The organism is Octadecabacter temperatus, from assembly GCF_001187845.1.
Taxonomy (GTDB): domain Bacteria; phylum Pseudomonadota; class Alphaproteobacteria; order Rhodobacterales; family Rhodobacteraceae; genus Octadecabacter; species Octadecabacter temperatus.
This window is the reverse complement of record NZ_CP012160.1, coordinates 1,174,558-1,197,028: the sequence shown is the minus strand read 5'-3', so window position 1 is coordinate 1,197,028 and position 22,471 is coordinate 1,174,558. Positions and strand designations below refer to the sequence as shown.

General features: G+C 55.4%; 22 protein-coding genes. 8 read left to right on the top strand and 14 right to left on the bottom strand.

What is annotated here, in order from left to right; translation table 11 throughout:
• Window positions 1–2: 2 nt before the first annotated feature.
• Complete coding sequence (locus OSB_RS06095) at window positions 3–713, bottom strand: GntR family transcriptional regulator (protein WP_049834147.1); 711 nt, start codon at window positions 711–713, stop codon at window positions 3–5.
• 101 nt (window positions 714–814) lie between these two features.
• Between OSB_RS06095 and OSB_RS06090 the strand changes: the two genes are divergently transcribed.
• The 6 genes from OSB_RS06090 (at window position 815) to OSB_RS06065 (ending at window position 6,807) form a co-directional block, all read left to right on the top strand.
• A complete protein-coding gene (locus tag OSB_RS06090; protein WP_049834146.1) occupies window positions 815–1,969 on the top strand; it encodes an LLM class flavin-dependent oxidoreductase in 1,155 nt (384 codons plus the stop codon).
• Window positions 1,969–2,853 (top strand): aldo/keto reductase, encoded by an 885-nt coding sequence (locus tag OSB_RS06085; protein ID WP_049834145.1) that lies wholly within the window; start codon window positions 1,969–1,971, stop codon window positions 2,851–2,853. The genes OSB_RS06090 and OSB_RS06085 overlap by 1 nt, the downstream gene beginning before the upstream one ends.
• Window position 2,854: 1 nt before the next feature.
• Window positions 2,855–3,340, top strand: a complete 486-nt coding sequence (locus OSB_RS06080) for a flavin reductase family protein (protein WP_049836073.1) — start codon at window positions 2,855–2,857, stop codon at window positions 3,338–3,340.
• A gap of 64 nt (window positions 3,341–3,404) precedes the next feature.
• Window positions 3,405–4,160, top strand: a complete 756-nt coding sequence (locus tag OSB_RS06075; protein ID WP_049834144.1) for a TRAP transporter small permease — start codon at window positions 3,405–3,407, stop codon at window positions 4,158–4,160.
• Window positions 4,160–5,707 (top strand): TRAP transporter large permease, encoded by a 1,548-nt coding sequence (locus tag OSB_RS06070; protein ID WP_049834143.1) that lies wholly within the window; start codon window positions 4,160–4,162, stop codon window positions 5,705–5,707. The genes OSB_RS06075 and OSB_RS06070 overlap by 1 nt, the downstream gene beginning before the upstream one ends.
• A gap of 38 nt (window positions 5,708–5,745) precedes the next feature.
• Window positions 5,746–6,807 carry a TRAP transporter substrate-binding protein gene (locus tag OSB_RS06065; protein ID WP_049834142.1) on the top strand — a complete coding sequence of 354 codons (1,062 nt, stop codon included), beginning with the start codon at window positions 5,746–5,748 and terminating at the stop codon, window positions 6,805–6,807.
• Window positions 6,808–6,894: 87 nt separating this feature from the next.
• Here the strand turns inward: OSB_RS06065 and OSB_RS06060 are convergent, their stop codons facing one another.
• Together OSB_RS06060 and OSB_RS06055 are read right to left on the bottom strand one after the other, a co-directional pair.
• Window positions 6,895–7,839, bottom strand: coding sequence for an MBL fold metallo-hydrolase (locus OSB_RS06060; RefSeq protein WP_200802524.1), 945 nt, complete (start codon window positions 7,837–7,839; stop codon window positions 6,895–6,897).
• 99 nt (window positions 7,840–7,938) lie between these two features.
• Window positions 7,939–8,568 (bottom strand): DUF2238 domain-containing protein, encoded by a 630-nt coding sequence (locus tag OSB_RS06055; RefSeq protein WP_049834141.1) that lies wholly within the window; start codon window positions 8,566–8,568, stop codon window positions 7,939–7,941.
• Here OSB_RS06055 and OSB_RS06050 point away from each other — a divergent pair.
• A complete protein-coding gene (locus OSB_RS06050; protein WP_234967353.1) occupies window positions 8,540–9,325 on the top strand; it encodes an endonuclease/exonuclease/phosphatase family protein in 786 nt (261 codons plus the stop codon). The two genes, OSB_RS06055 and OSB_RS06050, sit on opposite strands and share 29 nt — an antisense overlap.
• On the opposite strand, the gene OSB_RS06045 is transcribed toward OSB_RS06050, so the two are convergent.
• The gene (locus tag OSB_RS06045; RefSeq protein WP_049834140.1) at window positions 9,296–10,489 is read right to left on the bottom strand and encodes a Hint domain-containing protein; all 1,194 of its coding nucleotides are present in this window, start codon (window positions 10,487–10,489) and stop codon (window positions 9,296–9,298) included. The genes OSB_RS06050 and OSB_RS06045 overlap by 30 nt on opposite strands.
• Before the next feature lie 132 nt (window positions 10,490–10,621).
• Window positions 10,622–11,134 carry a tetratricopeptide repeat protein gene (locus tag OSB_RS06040; protein WP_049834139.1) on the bottom strand — a complete coding sequence of 171 codons (513 nt, stop codon included), beginning with the start codon at window positions 11,132–11,134 and terminating at the stop codon, window positions 10,622–10,624.
• 66 nt (window positions 11,135–11,200) lie between these two features.
• Here OSB_RS06040 and OSB_RS06035 point away from each other — a divergent pair, with 66 nt between their 5' ends.
• Complete coding sequence (locus OSB_RS06035; RefSeq protein ID WP_327196169.1) at window positions 11,201–12,409, top strand: cytochrome-c peroxidase; 1,209 nt, start codon at window positions 11,201–11,203, stop codon at window positions 12,407–12,409.
• Here the strand turns inward: OSB_RS06035 and OSB_RS06030 are convergent.
• The 9 genes from OSB_RS06030 to OSB_RS05990 form a co-directional block, all read right to left on the bottom strand.
• Window positions 12,406–13,374 (bottom strand): nitroreductase family protein, encoded by a 969-nt coding sequence (locus OSB_RS06030; RefSeq protein ID WP_049834137.1) that lies wholly within the window; start codon window positions 13,372–13,374, stop codon window positions 12,406–12,408. The genes OSB_RS06035 and OSB_RS06030 overlap by 4 nt on opposite strands.
• Window positions 13,371–14,567 carry a hypothetical protein gene (locus OSB_RS06025; RefSeq protein WP_049834136.1) on the bottom strand — a complete coding sequence of 399 codons (1,197 nt, stop codon included), beginning with the start codon at window positions 14,565–14,567 and terminating at the stop codon, window positions 13,371–13,373. The genes OSB_RS06030 and OSB_RS06025 overlap by 4 nt, the downstream gene beginning before the upstream one ends.
• Window positions 14,564–15,430 (bottom strand): ThiF family adenylyltransferase, encoded by an 867-nt coding sequence (locus OSB_RS06020; RefSeq protein WP_049834135.1) that lies wholly within the window; start codon window positions 15,428–15,430, stop codon window positions 14,564–14,566. The genes OSB_RS06025 and OSB_RS06020 overlap by 4 nt, the downstream gene beginning before the upstream one ends.
• Window positions 15,423–16,379: a hypothetical protein gene (locus OSB_RS06015; RefSeq protein ID WP_082166424.1), complete on the bottom strand. Its 957-nt coding sequence runs from the start codon at window positions 16,377–16,379 to the stop codon at window positions 15,423–15,425. Before OSB_RS06015 ends, OSB_RS06020 begins: the two co-directional genes overlap by 8 nt.
• Window positions 16,380–16,572: 193 nt before the next feature.
• The gene (locus OSB_RS06010; RefSeq protein WP_049834134.1) at window positions 16,573–16,782 is read right to left on the bottom strand and encodes a formate dehydrogenase subunit delta; all 210 of its coding nucleotides are present in this window, start codon (window positions 16,780–16,782) and stop codon (window positions 16,573–16,575) included.
• The gene (gene fdhD / locus OSB_RS06005) at window positions 16,772–17,596 is read right to left on the bottom strand and encodes a formate dehydrogenase accessory sulfurtransferase FdhD (RefSeq protein ID WP_049834133.1); all 825 of its coding nucleotides are present in this window, start codon (window positions 17,594–17,596) and stop codon (window positions 16,772–16,774) included. Before fdhD ends, OSB_RS06010 begins: the two co-directional genes overlap by 11 nt.
• Window positions 17,593–20,481: a formate dehydrogenase subunit alpha gene (gene fdhF, locus OSB_RS06000; RefSeq protein ID WP_049834132.1), complete on the bottom strand. Its 2,889-nt coding sequence runs from the start codon at window positions 20,479–20,481 to the stop codon at window positions 17,593–17,595. The genes fdhD and fdhF overlap by 4 nt, the downstream gene beginning before the upstream one ends.
• Window positions 20,478–21,995 (bottom strand): formate dehydrogenase beta subunit, encoded by a 1,518-nt coding sequence (locus OSB_RS05995; protein ID WP_049834131.1) that lies wholly within the window; start codon window positions 21,993–21,995, stop codon window positions 20,478–20,480. Before OSB_RS05995 ends, fdhF begins: the two co-directional genes overlap by 4 nt.
• Window positions 21,992–22,459 carry a formate dehydrogenase subunit gamma gene (locus tag OSB_RS05990; RefSeq protein ID WP_049834130.1) on the bottom strand — a complete coding sequence of 156 codons (468 nt, stop codon included), beginning with the start codon at window positions 22,457–22,459 and terminating at the stop codon, window positions 21,992–21,994. Before OSB_RS05990 ends, OSB_RS05995 begins: the two co-directional genes overlap by 4 nt.
• Between the last annotated feature and the right edge of the window lie 12 nt (window positions 22,460–22,471).

Genomic DNA, 22,471 nt, shown 5'->3' with positions numbered 1-22,471 from the left:
TGTTAGGTCTTTCCAAGTCTCGAGACGTAATTAATCTGGTTCGGATCGAACCATGTTCTTGAATACTCAACAGTTTCGCCCGTATGCGCGCGCCCTGTTCGCTCAATATATCCAGCAATTTCACCCGCCCTTAAACCAAATCGGGGATCAACCCAATCAGGTGTAGGCGCAAGGTTAATTCGGTCTTCAGCGCTGGTGATCACGACCCCAAGCACTTCAGAATAATAGAGGTAAAGGGATTCAGATACGGCATCCTCATCGACCACCTCTGTAACCGCGCAATCCAGCCAAATTTCTTCCATGGCCGCTGGAATGTCGTCCATGAATCGCAACCTGCGGAACCGAAACCCGTTCGGGCTGGCAAATCCTGCTTCGCGTGGGGCCACCATCTGGTCAATCGACAACACTTCGGCCGTTGGCAAACCACCGCCCTGCAACCGCTCGATCCGCAAAAACGAATAGACAGACGGCACATCAGCGCGCGCACGTACATAGTTCCCCGACCCCTGGACACGTTCCAGAAGGTTCTTTTCCACCAATAAATCCAGTGCCTTACGCAAGGTTCCAACTGCGGTGTTCAGGGATTGAGACAGCTCACGCTCAGGCGGCAAACGCGCGCCATCCACAAGCCGACCGGCCGCAATATCACGGATCAGCATCTCTGCGATCTGAACGTATTTGGGCAGCGCCGTGGGGCGTTGACTGTCTGACATTTGCGCCCCTCCCTAAAGTTGCGAAATAATTGATACAGTATTGATGCACTACGTTTGGGATGCTACGCAAGGGGCAATACCACTCTCTGGGGAGGAGAATCATGAGCATCGTTCCAGTCACGTCCGCCGACCTTGATGCATCAGAGGTTAGCTGGTTTTCCGCTTTATGTTCAGACGACTACGAGTTTTTGGGCGTGCCTGATGGATCACTTCGTTCCTCATGGGAGCATTGCCGCGACATCGTTCTGGAAGCCGAACAACAAGGATTCCGCAACATCCTCGCGCCGTCCAGCTATCAGGTTGGGCAAGATACACTGTCTTTCGTTGCGGGCATGGCTCCACTCACGGAAAAGATAAACATGCTCGCCGCGATCCGGTGCGGTGAAATGCAGCCAATCATGTTGGCGCGCACGGTGGCGACGTTGGATCATATGATGAAGGGCCGTTTGACCCTGAACGTCATCTCCTCCGATTTCCCAGGTGAAGTTGCAGAAAGCGGCTTTCGCTACCAACGTTCCCGCGAAGTTGTCGAAATCCTCAAGCAAGCGTGGACGCAGGACGAAATCAACTATGACGGCGAAGTCTACCAATTCGCAAACGTCCCCACTGCCCCAGCGACCCCGTACCAAACTGGTGGTCCGCTACTTTACTTTGGCGGCTACTCGCCCGCTGCACTAGACCTGTGCGGTCAGCACTGTGACGTTTACCTGATGTGGCCCGAGCCCAAGGAACAACTCGCACAGCGCATGAAAGACGTGAACGCGGTGGCGGAACGTTATAATCGCACACTCGATTACGGCCTGCGCGTCCATATGATTGTGCGCGACACCGAAGCTGAGGCACGCGAATACGCGGACCACATCGCGTCAAAACTTGACGATGAATACGGCAAACTGATCCGTGATCGCGCCCATGACAGCATTTCGTTGGGAGTTGCCCACCAAGCTAAGGCGCGGGAATTGGCCGATAAATTCGGCTATGTTGAACCAAACCTTTGGACCGGCGTTGGTCGTGCGCGGTCTGGCTGTGGCGCGGCCCTTGTTGGATCTGCCGATCAGGTGCTTTCCAAAATCGAAGAATACCGCAAAATGGGCATTCGTTCTTTCATCTTCTCAGGTTACCCACACATCGATGAAGCTAAGCACTTTGGTAAACTCGTCATGCCAGACCTAAAAACCTGTTCATTGCCTCATGCCTATGGTCGTGTCCCCAATGACACGCCTGCAACCCCTCTCGGAAACGGACCCCGCATCTAATGGAACGCATTAATCTCACGCCTGACCTTTCTCTTTCGCGCATCGTGTACGGTATGTGGCGCCTTGGAGACGTGGATGACACGTCCCCCAAAGCCGTCCAAGCCAAGATCGAAGCCTGCCTTGAGCAAGGCATAACAACCATGGACCAAGCTGACATCTATGGCGGCTACATGGCCGAGGAAATTATGGGTGCGGGCCTGACCCAATCCATCAAAGACCAGATCGAAGTCGTCACCAAATGCGATATCCTGATCCCTGCGGGTCGTTACGGTCATGTCTCTGGCAAGTTTTACGATACCAGCCGTGAGCATATCTTGAATTCCGTCGAACATTCCTTGCGTTTTATGGGGATCGACAAGATCGACGTTCTGCTGATCCACCGCCCTGACCCACTGATGGACCACCACGAAACGGGTGCGGCACTGGACGAAGTCGTTGCCTCTGGCAAAGTGCGTTCCGTGGGTGTTTCCAACTTCAAGCTGCACGACTGGACGCTGCTGCAATCTGCGATGAAGTCCAAATTGGTCACCAACCAGATCGAAGTTTCCCTGTCTGCACATGACGCGCTGACCAACGGCGACCTTGCATTCCTGCAAGAACGCGGCGTTGCTCCGATGGCATGGTCCCCGCTGGGTGGCGGTGCGTTGATGACTGCCGACACGGACCTTGGCCGTGCAATGGATACTGTTGCCGCTGAAAACTCAGTGGATCGCAGCGCAGTTGCCGTCGCTTGGCTTTTGGCGCACCCTGCAAAAATCCTTCCTGTTATGGGAACAAATAACATAAGCCGTATCAAAGGCTTCTCTGACGCACTTAAGGTAGAAATGGATCGCGAGACTTGGTTCAAACTCTATGAAGCCGCGCTAGGACACGAGGTTGCTTGACGTGAACGCCTTTGACCCCACGCAAGATGCACGCGCGTTTCGCGACGCCCTTGGCGCTTATGCCACTGGGGTTACTGTGGTGACGGTTCCGTCAGCCGATGGCCCAATCGGGATCACCGCAAATAGCTTTGCCTCGGTGTCGCTTGACCCACCATTGGTGCTGTGGTCCCCCGCGAAATCATCCAAGCGTTTCAATTACTTCACAGGTGCAAAGCACTTTGCGATCCACGTTTTGGACGCCCATCAGAAACAGCTTTGCGACGGGTTCACCAAAAACAAATCTGCTTTTGACGGGTTTGATGTGTCTATGAATGAAAACAACGTACCCCTCATTGAGGGATGCCTTGCACGGTTCGAATGTTCACTTCACGCCGAACATGACGCGGGCGATCACACGATCATCATTGGTCAGGTCACACGCGCGCAATCACGGGACGGCCTACCGCTATTGTTCCAATCCGGAAAGTTCGTTTCGCTAAAAGGTTGAATTAGAAACAGGGCGTAAGACCCTGATAACAGCTCAAAATGAGCAAGCTAGGGAGGGTAAGCCGTTGGGAGGACGTCTTGCAATCGGACTGGTCGCCGCCGCATATGTGGTGATCTTGTTCATCGGTGCCTTTGAGGACCGCCGCGAAGCTTTGGCTGATGCCATCGGCATGGGTGATATGGCCTTTGTCGGTCTCATGCTCGCGATCCTTTGGATTGCTTGTTTGATCCGCCCTGTTCCGGCGGTCCAAGCCCATGCGGCAATTAATGAACGCCTTCATAAGGCCTGCAAAGCCATTTCAATTGGCGCGCTTATCCTCATGGTTTGCTTCATTCTGCTCCAAGTCTTCATGCGCTACGCCCTAAACGATGCCCCCAACTGGACCGAAGAAGCTGCCCGTTTCGGTATGCTCTGGATGACAGGCCTTATGGCGCCAGTCGCCTACCGTCATGGTGGTTTTGTCGCCATTGATATGTTGGAACGCGCCCTCGCGCCGCGCCTTTCTGCGGTTTTGACGCTTATCTTGTTTGGCATGTCTTTAGCAGTGCTGCTTGTGATGTGGGACAAAGGGCTAAACAACCACGTCGACACGCTGTCTGGTCGCGGCTGTTCGTCAACGCTGCGCTGGCCCTTCGGGATCGAAATCGGCAAGTGCCGCGCTAAGTTTAGCAACTATTATCAATACATTGCCCTGTGGATCGGGATCAACCTCCTCATCTTGGCGTGTGTTGAGTTGATCCTTCGTCAAATCCTGAAACTGTTCGGTAAAGACACCGGCCTCGCCCCCCTTGGCGACGAAGACATGGCGAGTGCTTCCTGATGCTGATTTGGTTCCTTCCCCTCTTCCTCGTGATCTTGATGATCGGCACACCGGTCGTTTTTGCGCTTCTGTTCGCCCCGGGTTTCATGACGTGGGTAACCGGTAACGAAAAGGATCTCGCGATCCTTTATCGCAATGTTTACACGGGGATCGACAGTTTCCCGCTGATGGCTTTGCCGTTCTTCATGCTTGCTGGTGAAGTGATGAACCGTGGTGGCATCACCACGCGTCTTGTTGAGTTTTCACAGGCATTCATGGGCCATCTGCGCGGCGGACTTGCGCAGGTGAACATCCTCAGCTCCATTCTATTCGCAGGCCTGTCCGGGTCCGCTGTGGCAGACACATCTGCCCTTGGCTCCACCTTGATCCCTGCGATGGAAAAGAACGGCTACACCCGCAAATTCGCTGCTGCCATTACGGCAGCATCTTCCGTCATTGGCCCGATCATCCCGCCCTCCGGCATCATGATTATCTACGCTTATGTCATGGGGGAAAGCGTCGCGGCGTTGTTCCTTGCAGGTATCGTACCCGGTGTTCTCGTGGGTGTTGGCCTGATGGTTATGGTGCGCCTCATGGCGGATCGATACGACCTGCCGAAAGCGGAACGCATCGTCACCAAAAACCAGACCATCGCCCCGATTGAATTCTGGCTGTCCTTTGTCCTCGCACGCATCAACCTTATGGGCCTGCTTTGGGCCGTTTATCGTGGCGTGCAATCCTTCAGCGGTTACACGCGCCCAGAAGGTTTCATGCTTTGGGGAACGCTGCTGATCTTACTGATCTTGGCGCACGTCCTGCTGGTCGCGTTGCGTGGCCAAGTCAGTGCTGACTTCCGCACCGTGTGCAAAAAGGGCGTCGTTCCGCTGCAAACACCGATCATCATCCTCGGTGGTATTCTGATCGGCGTCATGACCCCGACGGAAGCCTCGACAATCGCGGTGGCCTACGCCCTTCTGGTGTCCGTGTTCGTGCTTAAATCCCTCACATGGGCGGACTTCTTTGACGTGTTGCAACGCTCGGCGCTTGCGTCGGCATCGGTGCTGTTGCTTGTGGGCGCAGCCGTTGCGTTCAAAACCATTGTCGCGACATCCGGTGCGGCAACGACATTGGCAGACCTGATTCTTGGGTTGTCTGAAAACCCGCTGATCCTGTTGTTCCTGATCAACATCCTGTTGTTCATCGTCGGCATGTTCTTGGACGCAGGACCCGCGATCATCATCCTTGGACCCATCCTCGGACCAATCTTTGTTGATATCGGCGTACACCCTGTCCACTTCGCCATCATCATGAGCGTCAACCTCACGGTAGGCCTGGCAACGCCGCCAATGGGACTTGTTCTATTCGTGGCTTCAACGGTCTCTCGCGAAAAGGTGGAAACCATCGCGAAGGCTATCCTGCCGTTCCTTGCCGTGGAAGTCGCGGTGATCTTTTTGATCACCTTCTTCCCACAAATTTCAATGACGGTTCCCTATCTCGCGGACTTCCTCGGATGTGCGCCTGACAGTGGTTACATGGCTTGCATTAGCCCTGGACCACCCGCAAACTAACCCTAATCCAACATCAAAAATCTGGGAGGATTATTAAAATGATGAAGTATCTCGCAACGGCTGGCATGATCGCAGCCTACACAATGGCCGCAGTACCAGTTTACGCTGATGGCCACGCTGTCACTCTGCGTGCCACGGCGAACTCCAACGAAAACGATGAAGACTATGACGGTCTGATCGTGTTCAAAAACTACGTTGAATCTGCATCCAACGGCGCAATTGCCGTGGAAATCTTCATGGGCACACAAATCTGTGCGACTGGTGCGGAATGTCTTGAAGGCGTTTCTGAAGGCTCCATCGACATCTACGTGTCCACATCTGGTGGCGCTGCGGGTATCTTCCCGTACGTGCAAGTCCTCGACCTGCCGTACCTGATGTCTGATGACCGCGTTGCTGAATCCGTGCTTCAAGGCGATTTCGTGCGCACAATGCGTGACATGGCGCTGGAAACATCTGAGGACACGATCCGTCTGATGACGATCGGTAACACCGGCGGCTGGCGTAACTTTGCGAACACTGTTCGCCCTGTTCAGACACCTGCCGACATGGAAGGCCTGAAGATCCGTACGGTTGTGGCCGACCTGCCGCAGGAACTCGTGCGCGCTTTGGGTGCATCCCCGACACCGATCCCATGGCCTGAGCTGTTCACATCGTTCCAAACGGGCGTTGTTGAAGGGTCCAAGAACGGCATCACAGACATCATGGGCATGAAGTTCCCTGATGCAGGCCTGCAGTACGTCACGCTTGACGGCCACGCTTATATGGGTGCGCTCTGGTGGATGAACAACGAACGTTTCACTGGCATGGACGAAGCACAGCGCCGCGTAATCGTGGACGGCTTCTACGCGCTGCAACAGGCGACTTTCGCGTCACCTAAGCGTAACTCTATCCAAGCCTACGCAGACTTCGTTGCGGGTGGCGGTAACCTCTACGTTCCAACACCTGAAGAGAAAGCAATGTTCGCTGAAGCGGCTGAGCCAGTTCAAGCTTGGTTCCGCGGCAACGTGGATGGTGCAGACCAAATCCTCGACGCATTGATCGCGGCCGTGGACGAAGTCGAAGCCGACCTCGCAGCAAGCTACGACGCTGACCTAAACTAATCTGTTGTTTCTAAACACAGTGAGGGCCGCCCAGTTACGGGCGGCCCTTTTACGTTTCGGCTTATTCTAATGGGACGAAAGCGTCGCTTATTCCCACTCCATCTCGGAATAGACCACGCCTGCGTTTCTAGTGGCCAGTTCCTCAAACGTGTCTAAATGTTTGTAGGGAGACTGATCAACGTAGTAAGCCCCAGCCAGATCGCCGCCTTCCTCGATGTGCTCGCCAATCTTTTCGCGCAGGTAGCTGACGTAGCCATGGGTCCCTGCGCGCACCACGTCCATGTTCGTTGGGTGGCCGTGCCCTGGGATTACGTAAAGCGCGCCGAGCGGTTCGACGGCGGTTTCCCATGTCTCCAACCAACAGCGCGTACAAGTGTCCCCGAAAATTGGGGGCATACGTTCGTGAAATGCTGCATCGCCCGCAATCAACATCTTCTGTTCAGGTAGCCAGACCGAAACATCACCGGGGCTGTGCGCGGGGCCAAGGTCCAAAACCTCAATCCGCATATCGCCCATCTCAATGATGTATTCGCCTTCAAACGTAATGGTTGGCCCGTGAGCAACTGTGCCTTCAGAGTTTTCACGAGCATACCGAACCATCCCTTCGTAACTTTGCGCAGCCCGATCCTCAAACGCGGCGGCGGCATCGACGTGGGCGAGGATATCAACCCCCTGTTCGACCCAGTAGTTGTTGCCCAGCATCGCGTGGCCCTGCCCGTTCTCGTTGATGACCAATTTCACGGGTTGATCCGTCACGGCGCGAATTTCGTCATGCATTGCAGCGGACAACGCGTAGTTGGCCCCAGCATTCACCACGATCACGCCGTCGCCCGTCACAATGAAAGACAGGTTGTTGTTGTGCCCAGCGTTTTCATACGTTGGCGGTGCCGTCGCGCCGATTGCGGACCACACGTTCTTGATGACCTGAACTGGCGCTTCGTACAGAACGGACTGTGGATACTGATCGGCAATGTCCTCATTCGCCAACAGCGGCGTTGCTGCCGTCATGCATAAAATACTGGTGCGGATCATTGGGCGCGCCCTTCTGGCAATTACATTCAAGAACATGCATACGATATTTTGCATGGATGTCACCAGTGCAGGTCGCCGCACCTGCGAGACCAACTTTCGCTACTTCCCGTACCAACGCTTATTGGCGTCTACAAACTGTTCCAGAACCTTTCCAAGCCCGCCGAACTGTCGACCTTTCAAGTAAAGATACCCTGAAAATGCGCCAATCGCAGCGCCGGCGGCGTCGACGATCAGGTCCTTCATGGTATCCACGAGGCCGGATTTTTGCATGTTCATCCCAAACAGCTGATCCATGGAAAACTCAAAAACCTCCCACAAGCTACCAATCGACAGGCCAACGCAAAACGCTAATGTCGCTAAGGCCCAAGGCGGTGCGGCGTAGCGATCCCCCTCAAACAACATGAAGATCAGCAAGAACCCAAACGCGCCAAAGCTGAGCGCGGACATGAAGTGCAACACGACATCCCACCACCAGAATTTTTCATAAAAATCGCCAACCTCGCCCAGAAACATTGTCGCGAATATGAACACGACAATCGATGTGAGAACCGAGCGTGGCAATCTAATCCCAAAGAACGCAGCAAACCGTTCTGGCAAGAACGTAAGCCCCAAGGTCGCCGCACCCACGAAAACCGCCTGCCAAGTTTGGGTGGCAACACCCGATAATATCTCAAGCGTTAGAATGGTCTGGATGATGCGAATGACGATTGGACTGGATATCTTTTGCATGGGTCTTCCGATTGCAACGTTGAATGCCAATATAGGTAGTATGCAGCAACACACACCCCTTCGCATAGCCAGCTATAACATTCGCGCAGGCCTTGGCACGGACCTGCGCCGTGATCCGTTGCGGGTACTGGACGCTGTGAATGCCCTTGATGCCGATGTGGTTGCCCTGCAAGAGGCGGACTTTCGTATGGGTGCGCGCCCATCAGCCCTGCCGCGCAATCTGATCGAAACCCATACCGATCTGCGGCCGCTTCCTGTGGCCGACAACGACACCAGCCTTGGGTGGCACGGTATCGCGTTGCTGGCACGTCCAAACATTACCGCTGAACAGGTTCACAGGTACCCGCTTCCAGGGTTGGAACCGCGTGGCGCGATTGCTGTTGATTTGCCAAACCTTCGCGTTGTTGGCGTTCACCTTGGGCTGTTGCGCCGTTCGCGCCGAAGCCAGCTGGACCATATCCGTGAGGAACTCGATGCGTTACCGCCGCGCCCAACCATCATTTTGGGGGATTTCAACGAATGGTCACAGCGCGTGGGGCTTGGTCGCCTTGCACGACGCTACACCATCCTGACCCCGGGGCGTACATTTCCGTCGAGCCTGCCCATGGGTGCGCTCGATCGGATCGCCCATTGCAAACGGCTAAACGTGCGCATGCTTGATATTCCGCGAAAGGTGACGGGGCGCCACGCGTCAGATCATTTACCGATACTAGCAGAGGTGCAGATTTCAGATCGCAAGCGGACGGTTGTTGCGTAAATGACGGGCGACCAGTCTGGATGCACGGCGACCACCGACCAACGCACGCGCTGGCAACGCTTCAACGCTCCCATCCGTCAGATCATCGATTGAAACATCCAACAACAGGCTGATTTCCTTCAGACCTTGTTCAGGGATAGACGCCAAGGCTTGCTCTCCAAGAAACAAACTTTCAGCCGCAACTGCGTTGGCGGTAACGATGTGATGATCGTCTAACATGACATGATAATAGGTGACCGAAACCTCCGGCACCTCAAGAGATACGCCCGCCACACTTAGTAATGCTTTGGCTGGAATTAGGACTTCATCTTCGCCAAACATGCGTTGCGCAATGGCCCCCTGCACCAAGACACGATGTTGTTGGGATAAACGCAAATCACAACTAGGCAAGCCAACGCCAAGTGCGTCTGCGCGGATTAAGACAGCTGAAAGGTTTAGCGATTGACTGACGTCTTCGCGTTGCCACGTGCAGCTGTAAAGCCAGCGAACAGGTTGCGGCCCATCATCTGCGGTGTGCACAAGATCACCAATCTTTAGGTCTTCAATTGAAATTTCCCCATTGGGTGTCGCAAGGCGCGTTCCATCGGCAAAACAGACGTTCGTGGTTCCCGGCGTCGGTGTTCCGCTGATGAAAGTGTCCTGACCATCACCATCCCGCTGTAAGGATTCACCGTCGGTGTCATTGCCAAAGTCTTCGCCTGCACCGACCTGCGTTGCTGTACCGGAAAACCCTGAGTAGGTCGTTGGGTCATCCAAAGGATCGCCATTGAACGTCGCCTGAATGAATTCGTCATTGTTAGGGTCATAGAGGGTGACGTTATCGCCACCGTTGTTGATCACCGCCGTTCCGCGCCCTGCATCAAAGAACAAATCATCTGGGCCACCCGTCGGCAAACTACCACCTAACTGCACACCAGTGAGAACCATAGCGCGGCCGCCAGATTCCAATACCGAGCCCGCAGGAAACGTGAACCATTGTCCGGACCCAGAATCCCACAATTCTAGTCCAGAAATATCAATCGCGCTGCCAGATGTGTTGTATAGTTCAACATACTCATCCAGTGCGCTCGCGGTACCATTCCCGTCTGTGTCGAAATTGAGCGCGCCATTTGGATCAACGAAAATTTCGTTGATAATAATGCCACCTAATAACATATCGGCCATGGTACACGTCCTTTGTCGACAGGCCGCAATACAGCCCACAATTGCGTGCGAATTAACCTAAAAGTCAGTCATTAATATGTCGATAATTTGCGGATAAACGGCGGATTTCTGGGAAATCTAGACCGCGTAACATCACCGAAACGGGTACATCCAGACCTTGTAGTCATCCACCAAAACCTGCGCACGGGCGATCTGCTCGGCGGTCATGCGCGGGGTCAGTTCCTCAAGCGAGTCCGGCGCGTCCACGTCTCCGCCAATCGCAGATAACGCATACCATAAATAGGCCCGAACCAAGTCAGGCGCCTCAATCCCGCGTCCGAGTTCATAGTACCAGCCAATCCCGGATTGCGCGCCAGGGTGCCCTTTCATTGACGAACGCAAGTACCATTCAAAGGCACGTTCGTCGTCCTGTTCGACACCAAGTCCAAGGGCATACATGACGCCGATCAGTTCCTCGGCATCGGCATTACCGGAGCGCGCCAGAACCTCAAATTGCGCACGCGCGGCTTCAAATTCGCCCGCTTCCATCAAATCGCGCGCATCTTCCAAATCAGCCGCGTAAACAGGGCTTGTAACCCCCAGCAATGCAGCCAAAATGCCTGCATGAGCTATACGTTTTCCATACGGTTTCCATACGTTTTCCATATCGTACTTTCCTGCAGTTTTGCTGCGAGCGGGGCGTTCGCCGACTCGATCTCCATGGATGATTTCGTGGACAGCGACCCAGCGCAAGCGCGGATTGGGCAATTGCTATTTTATGATAGGATATTGAGCGGAAACCGGAATATTTCATGCGGAACCTGCCATCATCACGACCTCGCCAGTGGCGATGGGCTATCGCTGGGGATTGGTGAAGGCGGCATCGGGCTTGGCGAAGAACGTCTTGTCGGGGACATCCGAAAACGCGTGCCGCGAAACGCTCCAAGCCTTTGGAACATTGGGCATAACTCGATTGATGTGCTGTTCCATGACGGGCGATTGGAAGTATCCAACCAATTCGGGAACGGATTTGATTCACCCGCCGAAGAATGGCTCCCTCAAGGTCTCGATAATATCGTTGCCGCCCAAGCCTTGTTCCCCCTAACGGCCCAATTCGAAATGGCGGGAAACCCTGGCGAAAACGACGTAGCTGGCGCAACCCATGACCGCATTGATGCGGCATGGCCCATCATCGCCGCGCGGGTCCGAGGGAACGAGACTTACGTGGACATGTTCATCGAGGCCTTTGATAGCGTTGAAGAACCGCTGGACCTGACAATCGTCGAAATTGGCAATGCTTTGGGTGCTTTCATCAATACCGAGTGGCGCAGCTTTGACAGCCCTTATGATGCGTGGCTGGCCGGAACACCCCTGCCCGAAAACGCCGAACGTGGGCGTGCGTTGTTCTTTGGCGAGGCCCGTTGTGCCACATGCCATTCTGGCCCGCTGTTCACAGACCAAGGCTTCCACGCACTTGGCTTGCCAGCATTCGGTCCCGGTCGCACACGCACCTTTGATAAAATGCCACGAGATGTCGGGCGCATGGGAGAAACAGACCTGCTATCAGACGCCTACCGCTTTCGTACACCATCGCTGCGTAATGTCGCCCTCACGGCGCCATATGGGCACAACGGCGCTTACCCGAGTTTGGCCGACATGATCCGCCACCATGCCGATCCGGTCAGCGCGCGCGCGGCTTGGACCACTGATATGGCCGCCTTGCCCGACGCCCCGCGATTTGGAGGCGTTGATTTCGCGATCCGTCAAGACACGCGCGAAATGGCGCGGCAAGTGGCAGTCCTCGACATTAATCCAGTTGCGCTAAGCGTCGCTGAAGTGACCTATATAGAAGCGTTTCTGCATGCACTAACAGGCGTCACAGCTGACGCGCGTCCAATGGGGCGCCCAGAAAGCGTGCCAAGCGGATTGCCCGTAGATTAACGGATGACTTCGCTTAAGGGGCGGCGCGCACGGGGTGCGGCTTCACCTGTAGGTAATCCAAAACGAATGACCTGAACCAATTGGCGATCTTGCCCGATCCCGAAACGTTCACAGACCTGCGCGTTCGTTGTTGGATTGTCCGACAAAGCTGCCATTGGCCACCCAGCAAAGCCTAACGACGCGGCCTCAAGACACATGCGCAGATACGCACGGCCAGAAACGACCGGATCTTCAGCATTATCTCTATGAAACAAAGCTATAAGAGGCGCTGTTAATGTCACTTCTGTTTCAGAAACCAACCCCTTTGTAAGACCGAAGACTTTCAAACAGCGCCAGAAGTTAATCAGTGCATAGTGCGCCATGCGCGCCTCAGACTCACTCATCTGCATGGAGGCGCGATCCATCCCATCAAGACCTGCGCGCGGATGAGTGTCGCTCAATCGCATCCAGCTCACCAGTTCATCACGAAAGCGGCCCTGCTGCATGATTTGATGGCTGGCCCAGTCATTGCGTTCCGCCAGCCAACTGCGACCTGGCTGATCCATGACGAACCGTGCATCGCCCCGCGTCCAGCCGAACAGCTTCGCAGGCTCAGACGAAAACGCGCCACGCCATGTGAACCGGTTTTCTAGCTGCTCATGCAAACCGTCCTGTTCCCCAGACGAAACAACTAGGTGGGCCACAGCAACGAGCCCCTGATTTGGCGCAGTGTCATTACCTGTCAGGGTCACTTCAACCGTGATCTGATTAGCGGACAAGGCCAAGATCATGGCCTCAAGCACAGCGCCACAAGACAAAGCGGCATCGCGCCCTGACGGGTCCCCAAACGTAAGTCCGACGTTCGTGTCACAGAACAGCGACAGAACATTTTCATCCCGCACCCAACGGGCCGGCTGGGTATTGTGGACGGTCGGTGCCAATGCAGCACGCGCCACGCAGGTTTCAAAAATGTCTTGAGATATCATGGCCTTGCCTTCGTCATTAATCGCGCCATGCGTTGGACTGCGGCTAGTTCTAGCTCGGCACGTGGTGACGTCGCCAAGGATGGCATCGACAGCGCGACCAGCGTGATCGGTTCGTCGTCAGCCAGCAGGATGTGGCTGGCGTTAAACATGCTGAACAGGTGCTTGATGTGGTCACCCTCTGCGCCGTCTGTGAAGGGTGGATCGGCGCGGCGCAACACGGGGCGAACCTTAAAGATGTGCTTCAATACAGATGTCTCTAGATCACTTAGCTGCGTGGCCTCGATCAATGCGGCCCCTTCTACCAAGGGGTGCGCTTGTAATCCGCGTAGGAAGCCGAGCGCGTCGCGAGAGCGATCCTCGGCCAGATGCCGAAGTAGTGTTTGCGACTGTTCTTCCGAGCGCAGTGTTTGCGCTTCGATAAAGAGGACAGCGACCAAAACAGCAGCGAGGATCACCACCAATGTTAGGATCGTCGCATCCTTATCCATCCCAACCATGTGTGCGATGACAAACCCAGAAAGCCCCGCGCCCAAAACGATGGCAAAGAATGACACCAACGGTGCGCGATGTTGCGATTGCGAGCGTCCTAATGAAACCGCAAGCCAGCATAAAAATAGCACGCCTAGCGGTGAGATTTGTGCCGGAAGATCCAGATAATCCATAAGAAAATCTGCTGCGGCGAACGGAACAAGTAAGAAAAGCGAAAGAGCCAATCGCTCAACAGTTTGGTTTTCTGCGACCGTTAAGCTCGCCTTGTTGCGGGTCAAAACAAGCCATGCCCCGATGAAAAAGCCGCTCAATTGGAACGCCAGCAGGCCAACAAGCCTTAACGGATCGACGCTGTTTGACCACCAAAATGACAGAATGGAAAACAGGATCGTGCCCCCCATAACCCAGAATTTTACGCCCAGCGGTGCATGTCGCCGCAGCAAGCCCTCGGCCAAAAGCAGGACCGACAGTGGGATCAAAGTCGCCCCTAAAAGGATGAAAAATCTGAAGAAATCCCATCCCGTTAAGATTAAAAGCGCACGCCCAGCAAAAAGCATCGCCATAACGCGTAACCCAAGCAAAAAGCGGCGATTAAGCGGTGCCCAAGGGTCGCGCGCACAAATCACGGCCTGCAAAATCAGTAACCCTGCGAGGGCGGCCAACGCTAGGAAGAGGTTTCCAGTATCTGAGGCAGCCAACGTCATTTCATCAGCCCATTCAGAAATCTCCGCACAAGTGGGCGCATAATTGCTGCGACGATCGCGGGTTTGGGGCGTTCAACGCGGGCTTTGTACGGATTGAAAAAGTAGCCACGGTTATCGGTGCCATGCGGGCGGTCCAGTACGGCGTTAATGACTTCGTAGCACATTAACTGACCGGTTGTGATCACCATTGGCGCAAAAGACATACGGGATCGTTTGCCCGCAACAACGTCCCCAACGATTTCCAAGTCGATGTAGTTTCTAGATGAGGAATGAATCACAACCCATTCAGATTCCAATAAAAATGCCTGATTTATCTGATCGTCTTTTAGCTTATCCCAATCCGTCCCAATCGTCGGGTAGCCGAACTTTTCCTCATGCGGCTTATCCGTTGGAGCCGTAACGTAGACCGACGGAAGTGGTGAGGCATAGGCATCGATCACGGTCTTCCCCAAAGCGCGTGCGCGGCGGTAGAGCAGCAATGAGGCCCCTAAATCATCGGTGCCGTTTACCACAATTATCGCACGATCAATCAGCGCATCGACCTGCTCTGTCCAATCCCCGTGATGAACTTCGATCTCGATCTCCGGGTTAATCTGGCGCGCGATTTCAGCCGTGGCTTCGGCCTTATGTCGATCCATCGTATGATCAAACGCAAAGACCTGACGGTTGAGGTTACTGACCTCAAATTCATCAAGGTCCGCGATGATCAGCTTACCGACACCTGCCCGCACAAGGCCCAGAATACAGGCCCCACCCATACCGCCGGTGCCACAGACGAACACGGTGGCGTCGCGTAGCTTGGTTTGCTCAGCTTGAGTGACGAACCCGATGTTACGGGTGGTGAATTCAGCGTAATCAAACATCGCGATCCCCTTTTGCGGGGCGTAGGATCGAAAACTGTCGCGAACTGTCAGACCAATACAGTACAGGAAGGATCAAGCGCCGCAACGCAACGAAGCCTGCAGTGAACAGGACGCCAATGACCGCAGTTTTTGGGACTTCACGGGTCAGATATCGTCGGATCGCGGCAAGATCCATGCGCCCCAACTGCAAGACATCGTCACCGCGGGTGTAATCCAATTCGGCAGAGCAGAAGTCATTAAACGCTTCATCACGGTGCTTTGGGGCGGCGTTCCACGTCTTTTTCAGATCATCCGATCCCCCCGTGTAGGCGTTGGCGATGACAAAGCGTGTTTCGTCAAATTCTGCATCTTGGCCGACACCAAAGACATGGCGTTGGCTGCCCATAATCCGGCGCGCCATTAGGAGGTGGCTCAACGTACGGCGTTCCGCGTTCGGTTTAGGCCAAATATCTGAAAACATTTCAGAAACCATACCAACGACGGCAGGAACCTGAGTGACATTAGATATCCAAAGCGGGCGAAACTGATTGCGCACGAATAACAAAAAGCACGTGAGACCATAAAGCACCCAAGACAGTCCACCAGAGCGCTGCGCTGGGTCCACCATCACAAGACCGAGGTGCAAAACGTCAACAGGTTCGGGTTGTGTTTCTAAGGTCATCACGGCCAGCGCGTTAAAAGCGATTGGCGTTCCATCGCGCAGGGTAACCAGCGTAATGATGGTGTCCCGCATACGATCGCGATCCCCCGCAAAGACGCCGTAGGTTAGGCTGCCTTCGTCCAAGGTTTTAGCCGCAATAGTGCGCAGGTCCGTTGTGAGGGCGTTCAGCTGGGTTTCGGACATCCAATGGCCGGGGCGTTCCATAATACGCACAATACGCTCACGCCCATTGCGCAGGGTCACGTCCATGTATTCACGCCGGAGCGATTTGAGGATGGGTCCGATCATGATCCGCCTGCATTGCCTGTTAACCATCAGGTTATGGCGGCGGTGCGTGGCAAACAAGCGTGGAAACCCTGACCTTTTTGCGGCAACCGGTCGGGTTTGCGCCTGCGGCGGGCGTGGTCAGGGGGCTGTCTGCCCCCTCTGGCCAGAGGCCATTCACCCCCGAGGATATTTTCGAAACAGAGACAAAGCGAAGTTAGGACGTAACTCGTTTGCTGGCTTCTAACGCGAGCGGGCTGAGGCCTTCGCCGCCGGTTTTCAGATGGGCCGCGAGTTTTTCTAGCATGCGTGGTTCCCAAAATTCCTTGAGGTGCGCGGCAACGCTGCCTGCTTTGTCAGCGTCCGGTTGGCTTTCAAAGAAGGTGGCGATTTGGTTTGCCATACGGGTCATTTTTTCAGGCGACATCGGGGGCCTCATTGGATTGGGAAGATTGCACCAAGATACGGTGCGGACGGGTGAAAATTTCAAAGGTTTCATCGCGTGCGAGAGCGACGAGTGTGATGTTTGCCGCCTTAGCCGTGGCGACGGCGAGGGTCGTTGGGGCAGAGACGGCGAGGATTATTGGGGCACCTGCCATCGCGGATTTTTGCACCATTTCGACGGACACACGTGATGTAAGTGTGATTGCCCCATGGCTGCAGTCTGGTGTCGCACCAATGAGTTTGTCGAGGGCGTTGTGGCGGCCAACATCTTCACGAATTTCTGTAAGACCCTGATCGGGATCGTAAAAACCTGCCCCATGAACGGCGCGCGTTTGGTCGTGCAGGGTTTGCCCCGCCCGTAAACTGCGCATCGCGGTGGCGATATCTTTCGCGGTTAGCGTAATATCACCGTCAACCGCCGGCACGTCGCGTATGGCTTGATCAAGGCTGTCGATGCCGCACAAGCCACATCCAACGGGCCCCGCCATCGCACGGCGGCGGGTTTGCAATGTATCTGCCATTTCTTCGGGCAACCACATTTGCACTTCGATACCGTTTTCGTGGGGCACGACTTCGATGCTCTCAACCTCGCCCCAGCCTTCCGTGCGGGTGAAACCACGACCGAAGTCTTTTAGATCACAGGGCGTTGCCATCATCACGGCTTGGGTCGTGCCGTTGTAGACCAGTGCCACCGGCACCTCTTCGGGCAGGCTTCGCGTGGCCGCAACTGAGCGGCCGTTGCTCACAACGTGAGCATTGGTCGCGCGTGCGCCGTTGCCTGCCCGGCTCGGGCTCATTCGGCAGCCGGTAGGATGCGGCGCGATTGCGCTGCCTGTGCGTTATAGTCTTCCTGCCAGTCAGACGGGCCGTTGGACAGAGCCACTTGCACCGCTGTCACCTTGTATTCAGGGCAGTTCGTGGCCCAATCGGAATAGTCCGTGGTGATAACGTTGGCCTGTGTGTCGGGGTGGTGGAAGGTCGTGTAAACCACACCCGTCGACACGCGATCGGTGATCTTGGCGCGCAATTGCGTTTCACCTGCACGCGAAGCAAGCCGAACGTACTGGCCATCGCGCACGCCGCGAACTTCTGCGTCATGGGGGTGGATTTCGAGTACGTCTTCCTCGTGCCAGACGACGTTCTCGGTGCGCCGCGTCTGTGCGCCAACGTTGTATTGGGACAAGGTCCGCCCAGTTGTGAGGAGTAGCGGGAAGCGTGGGCCGGTTTTTTCATCCGTCGCCACGTATTCGGTAATGATGAACTGCCCTTTGCCGCGCGCAAATCCGTCGACGTGCATGATCGGGGAACCGTCAGGCTTATCGTCATTGCACGGCCATTGAACCGAGCCGCGTGTTTCCAGCATTTCGTAGTTCACATTGGCAAAGCCGGGTGTGGTGGCCGCGATTTCGTCCATAATCTGGCTTGGGTGGGTGTAGGTCCAACCTGCGTCCATCGCGTTGGCCAACATCATGGTGATTTCCCAATCCGCATAGCCGTTTTTCGGGGCCATAACCTTGCGCACGCGGTTGATGCGGCGTTCGGCGTTGGTGAATGTGCCGTCTTTTTCAAGGAACGTGGAACCAGGTAGGAAGACGTGGGCGTAATTCGCGGTCTCGTTCAGGAACAGGTCATGCACGATGACGCATTCCATCGACGCAAGACCCGCCTGCACGTGCTTTGTATCTGGGTCGGACTGAAGGATGTCTTCACCTTGGCAGTAAAGCCCCTTGAACGTGCCATCGACGGCGGCGTCCAGCATGTTGGGGATGCGCAGGCCCGGTTCTGGGTCGATCTTGCCGCCCCAGATTGCTTCGAACACTTCGCGTGTGGCGTCGTCAGACACGTGGCGGTAACCGGGCAATTCATGCGGGAACGAGCCCATATCACATGCACCTTGCACGTTGTTCTGGCCGCGCAGCGGGTTCACACCAACACCGTTTTTGCCCAAGTTGCCCGTCATCATCGCAAGGTTTGCGATGGCCATAACCGTGGTCGACCCTTGGGAGTGTTCCGTCACGCCGAGGCCGTAATAGATGGACCCGTTGCCGCCAGTTGCAAACAGTTTGGCAGCGGCACGTAATTCTTTTGCGTCAACTCCCGTTAGCATCGCAGTCGCCTCAGGTGCGTGGCGCGGATCGGAGATGAATTCGGCGTAATGCGCGAACTCGTCCCAATCACAGCGCGTGCGGATGAACTCTTCGTCCATCAATCCCTCAGTCACGATAACATGGGCGATTGATGACATGACCGCGACGTTCGTACCCGGAAGCAGCGGCAGGTGGTGCTGCGCTTCGATGTGTGCAGATTTCACGATATCCGTGCGGCGTGGGTCGATTACGATCAACTTGGCTCCTGCCCGCAAACGCTTTTTTAAGCGGCTGGCGAACACGGGGTGGCCGTCTGTTGGGTTGGCGCCAATTATGATAACAACATCTGTTTCCTCAACGGAATCAAAATTTTGCGTACCAGCTGAGGTACCGAAAGTCGTCTTCAAACCGTAGCCTGTTGGCGAATGACACACCCGCGCGCAGGTGTCGGTGTTGTTGTTGCCAAAGGTTGAGCGGATCATCTTTTGCACGAGGTAAGTTTCCTCGTTCGTGCAACGCGACGACGTGATGCCACCAATGGATTTCACGCCGTGCTTGGCTTGCAGATCGCGCAAGCGTTTGGCGGTGTATGAAATCGCCTCGTCCCAGCTTACTTCTTTCCACGGATCGGTGATCTTATCGCGGATCATTGGGTTCAGAATACGGTCAGAATGGTTGGCGTAGCCCCAAGCGAAACGGCCCTTCACACAAGAATGGCCGCGGTTGGCTTCGCCGTGCTTGTAGGGAACCATGCGCACCAGCTCGTCGCCGTTCAGTTCAGCCTTAAACGAACAGCCAACACCGCAATAGGCGCAGGTGGTGATAACGGACCGCTCAGGCGTGCCCATTTCGATCACGGATTTTTCCTGCAAGGTCGCCGTTGGGCAGGCCTGCACACAGGCACCACAAGACACACAGTCAGAGCTGAGGAAATCGTCCCCCCCAGCGCCCGCAGACACGCGAGAATTGAAACCCATGCCTTCGATCGTCAGGGCAAACGTCCCCTGCACTTCTTCGCAGGCCCGCACGCAGCGCGAACAGACGATGCATTTGGCAGGATCATAAGTGAAATACGGGTTGCTGTCGTCCTTCGGGATGAACTGAGCGTTCGTCTCACCAGATGTGTCCCGTGCTTCAAAGTGGTTCGCGACGGCCTCATAGCGGACATCGCGCAGACCGACCATGCCGGCCATGTCTTGCAGCTCACAATCGCCGTTTGCCGAACAGGTCAGGCAATCAAGGGGGTGATCGGAAATGTACAATTCCATCACGCCTTTGCGGATCTTTTTGACCTTTGAAGATTGCGTTTTCACAACCATGCCCGATGTAACCGGTGTGGTGCAGGACGCGGGCGTACCACGGCGCCCTTCGATTTCGACGACACATAGGCGGCAAGACCCGAAGGCCTCAACGCTATCAGTGGCGCACAATTTCGGAACCTGAATGCCAGCCTCAGCCGAGGCGCGCATTACGGAGGTGCCCTCAGGAACCGTCACGTCAAAGCCGTCAATCGTCAGCGTAACCATTTCCGTAGATTTGGACGCAGGCGTGCCCATGTCCATGTCTTTGCTGGTCGGGATTATGAAATCTTTCATTCGGCGGCCTCCTTCTTGGTGGCAAAGTCGTCTGGGAAGTTCTGCAGCGCGCTCATGACTGGGAACGGGGTGAACCCGCCCAATGCACAGAGCGAGCCGTCTTTCATAGTCTCACAAAGGTCTTCCAACAGCTCAATCGCGTCTGTGTCGCCCTTGCCGATGCGGTCAATCGTTTCGACGCCCCGCACAGCACCAATGCGGCACGGAGTACACTTACCGCAGCTTTCAACGGCGCAGAATTCCATCGCGAAACGCGCCATACCAAGCATGTCGGTACTGTCATCAAACACAACGACGCCAGCGTGGCCGATCAAGCCGCCCTGCCCGTCGAATTCCTCATAGGCAAACGGCGTGTCGAATTTGGACCTTGGCATATACGCGCCAAGTGGCCCACCAACCTGCACGGCCTTTACCGGACGACCTGAAAGCGTGCCGCCTGCAATCTTGTCGATCAGATCACCCAACGGCAGACCGAAGGCCGTTTCATACAAGCCGCCAAATTTGACGTTACCTGCAATCTGGATCGGCATGGTGCCTTTGGAACGGCCAAGGCCGAAGTCCGCATAATGCGCCGCACCCTTTTCCATCACCACAGGCACAGTCGCCAGTGAGATCACGTTGTTGACCACTGTGGGCTTGCCAAGGAACCCTTCAAGCGCGGGCAGCGGCGGCTTGGCACGCACAACGCCACGTTTGCCTTCGAGAGAGTTCAGAAGCGACGTTTCTTCACCGCAAACATAGGCCCCCGCGCCAACGCGGATTTCCATATCAAACGCACGACCAGAGCCAAGGACATCGGCCCCGAGAATGCCAGCAGCACGCGCCAGAACAACCGCTTTCTCCATGATATCAATGGCATCGGGGTATTCTGAGCGCAGATAAACGTAGCCTTGGGTCGCTTCAACGGCGAGGCCTGCGATGATCATACCCTCAATCAAGGTGAAAGGGTCGCCCTCCATGATCATGCGATCCGCGAAGGTGCCGCTGTCGCCCTCGTCCGCATTGCAAACGATGTATTTCTGATCGGCCTGCGCCCCCAGAACCGTGTTCCACTTGATCCCCGTCGGGAATCCCGCGCCACCACGACCACGCAGACCGGAATTGGTGACTTCCTCGACGATGCCCGCTGGTGTCATCGCGATTGCGTTGCGAAGTCCTGTAAGACCACCGTGGGCCTCGTAGTCAGTCAGCGACAGCGGGTCAGTTATACCGCAACGCTGGAACGTCAGGCGGGTTTGGCCCTTCATCCAGTCGAGGTCTTCGACCACACCAAGGCTTTCGAGCTTGCCGTCGAGCAAGGCAGGAACATCAGCGACATCGACTATGCCATAGCCAACGCGACCGCTTTCGGTTTCGATCTCAACCAGTGGCTCAAGCCAGATCATGCCACGTGTGCCATTGCGGATGACTTCAATGTCTAACCCGCGCGTATTTGCCTCTAGCAGGATCGCATCTGCAACATCGTCAGCACCAACCGCCTTTGCAGCGCTGTCTAAAGGAATGTAAATCTTCATGCGCCTGCTTCCGCCAAGAGTTTATCCAGCTTGGCACCGTCGACACGCCCGACAACCTTGCCGTCCACCATCGCTGCAGGGCCACAGGCACACAGACCAAGGCAATAGACCGCTTCAATCGTAACGGAACTGTTTGCGGTCGTGCCGCCCCACTCAACCCCGAGCTTTTCTAGTGCGCGGTCGGAAAGCGCATTCGCACCGACCGATTGGCACGCTTCAGCACGACAAATCTTGATGATGTGCTTGCCCGCAGGTGCGTCGCGGAAATCATGGTAGAACGAGATCACACCATGCACTTCGGCGCGTGTGATATTTAGATGGTCGGCAATAATCTGCACCACATCTACGGGGATGAATCCATATTCAGCCTGCACCGAATGTAAAATTGGCAGCAACGGCCCTTCCTGCTTCGCATGACGAGCAAGAATACCTTGCATTATTTCAATGGTTTGCACGTCCGACATCTGGAAAACCCC

Excerpts from the sequence above, each read along its gene's own strand:
- OSB_RS06085 (WP_049834145.1), top strand. The coding sequence starts at position 1,969 with ATGGAACGCATTAATCTCACGCCTGACCTTTCTCTTTCGCGCATCGTG.
- OSB_RS06060 (WP_200802524.1), bottom strand. The coding sequence starts at position 7,839 with ATGATCCGCACCAGTATTTTATGCATGACGGCAGCAACGCCGCTGTTG.
- OSB_RS06030 (WP_049834137.1), bottom strand. The coding sequence starts at position 13,374 with ATGATATCTCAAGACATTTTTGAAACCTGCGTGGCGCGTGCTGCATTG.
- OSB_RS06070 (WP_049834143.1), top strand. The coding sequence starts at position 4,160 with ATGCTGATTTGGTTCCTTCCCCTCTTCCTCGTGATCTTGATGATCGGC.
- fdhF (WP_049834132.1), bottom strand. The coding sequence starts at position 20,481 with ATGAAAGATTTCATAATCCCGACCAGCAAAGACATGGACATGGGCACG.
- OSB_RS06055 (WP_049834141.1), bottom strand. The coding sequence starts at position 8,568 with ATGCAAAAGATATCCAGTCCAATCGTCATTCGCATCATCCAGACCATT.
- OSB_RS05990 (WP_049834130.1), bottom strand. The coding sequence starts at position 22,459 with ATGTCGGACGTGCAAACCATTGAAATAATGCAAGGTATTCTTGCTCGT.
- OSB_RS06095 (WP_049834147.1), bottom strand. The coding sequence starts at position 713 with ATGTCAGACAGTCAACGCCCCACGGCGCTGCCCAAATACGTTCAGATC.
- OSB_RS06020 (WP_049834135.1), bottom strand. The coding sequence starts at position 15,430 with ATGTTTGATTACGCTGAATTCACCACCCGTAACATCGGGTTCGTCACT.
- OSB_RS06040 (WP_049834139.1), bottom strand. The coding sequence starts at position 11,134 with ATGGAAAACGTATGGAAACCGTATGGAAAACGTATAGCTCATGCAGGC.
- OSB_RS05995 (WP_049834131.1), bottom strand. The coding sequence starts at position 21,995 with ATGAAGATTTACATTCCTTTAGACAGCGCTGCAAAGGCGGTTGGTGCT.
- OSB_RS06045 (WP_049834140.1), bottom strand. The coding sequence starts at position 10,489 with ATGGCCGATATGTTATTAGGTGGCATTATTATCAACGAAATTTTCGTT.
- OSB_RS06015 (WP_082166424.1), bottom strand. The coding sequence starts at position 16,379 with ATGATCGGACCCATCCTCAAATCGCTCCGGCGTGAATACATGGACGTG.
- OSB_RS06065 (WP_049834142.1), top strand. The coding sequence starts at position 5,746 with ATGATGAAGTATCTCGCAACGGCTGGCATGATCGCAGCCTACACAATG.
- OSB_RS06025 (WP_049834136.1), bottom strand. The coding sequence starts at position 14,567 with ATGACGTTGGCTGCCTCAGATACTGGAAACCTCTTCCTAGCGTTGGCC.
- OSB_RS06090 (WP_049834146.1), top strand. The coding sequence starts at position 815 with ATGAGCATCGTTCCAGTCACGTCCGCCGACCTTGATGCATCAGAGGTT.
- fdhD (WP_049834133.1), bottom strand. The coding sequence starts at position 17,596 with ATGAGCCCGAGCCGGGCAGGCAACGGCGCACGCGCGACCAATGCTCAC.
- OSB_RS06010 (WP_049834134.1), bottom strand. The coding sequence starts at position 16,782 with ATGTCGCCTGAAAAAATGACCCGTATGGCAAACCAAATCGCCACCTTC.
- OSB_RS06050 (WP_234967353.1), top strand. The coding sequence starts at position 8,540 with ATGACGATTGGACTGGATATCTTTTGCATGGGTCTTCCGATTGCAACG.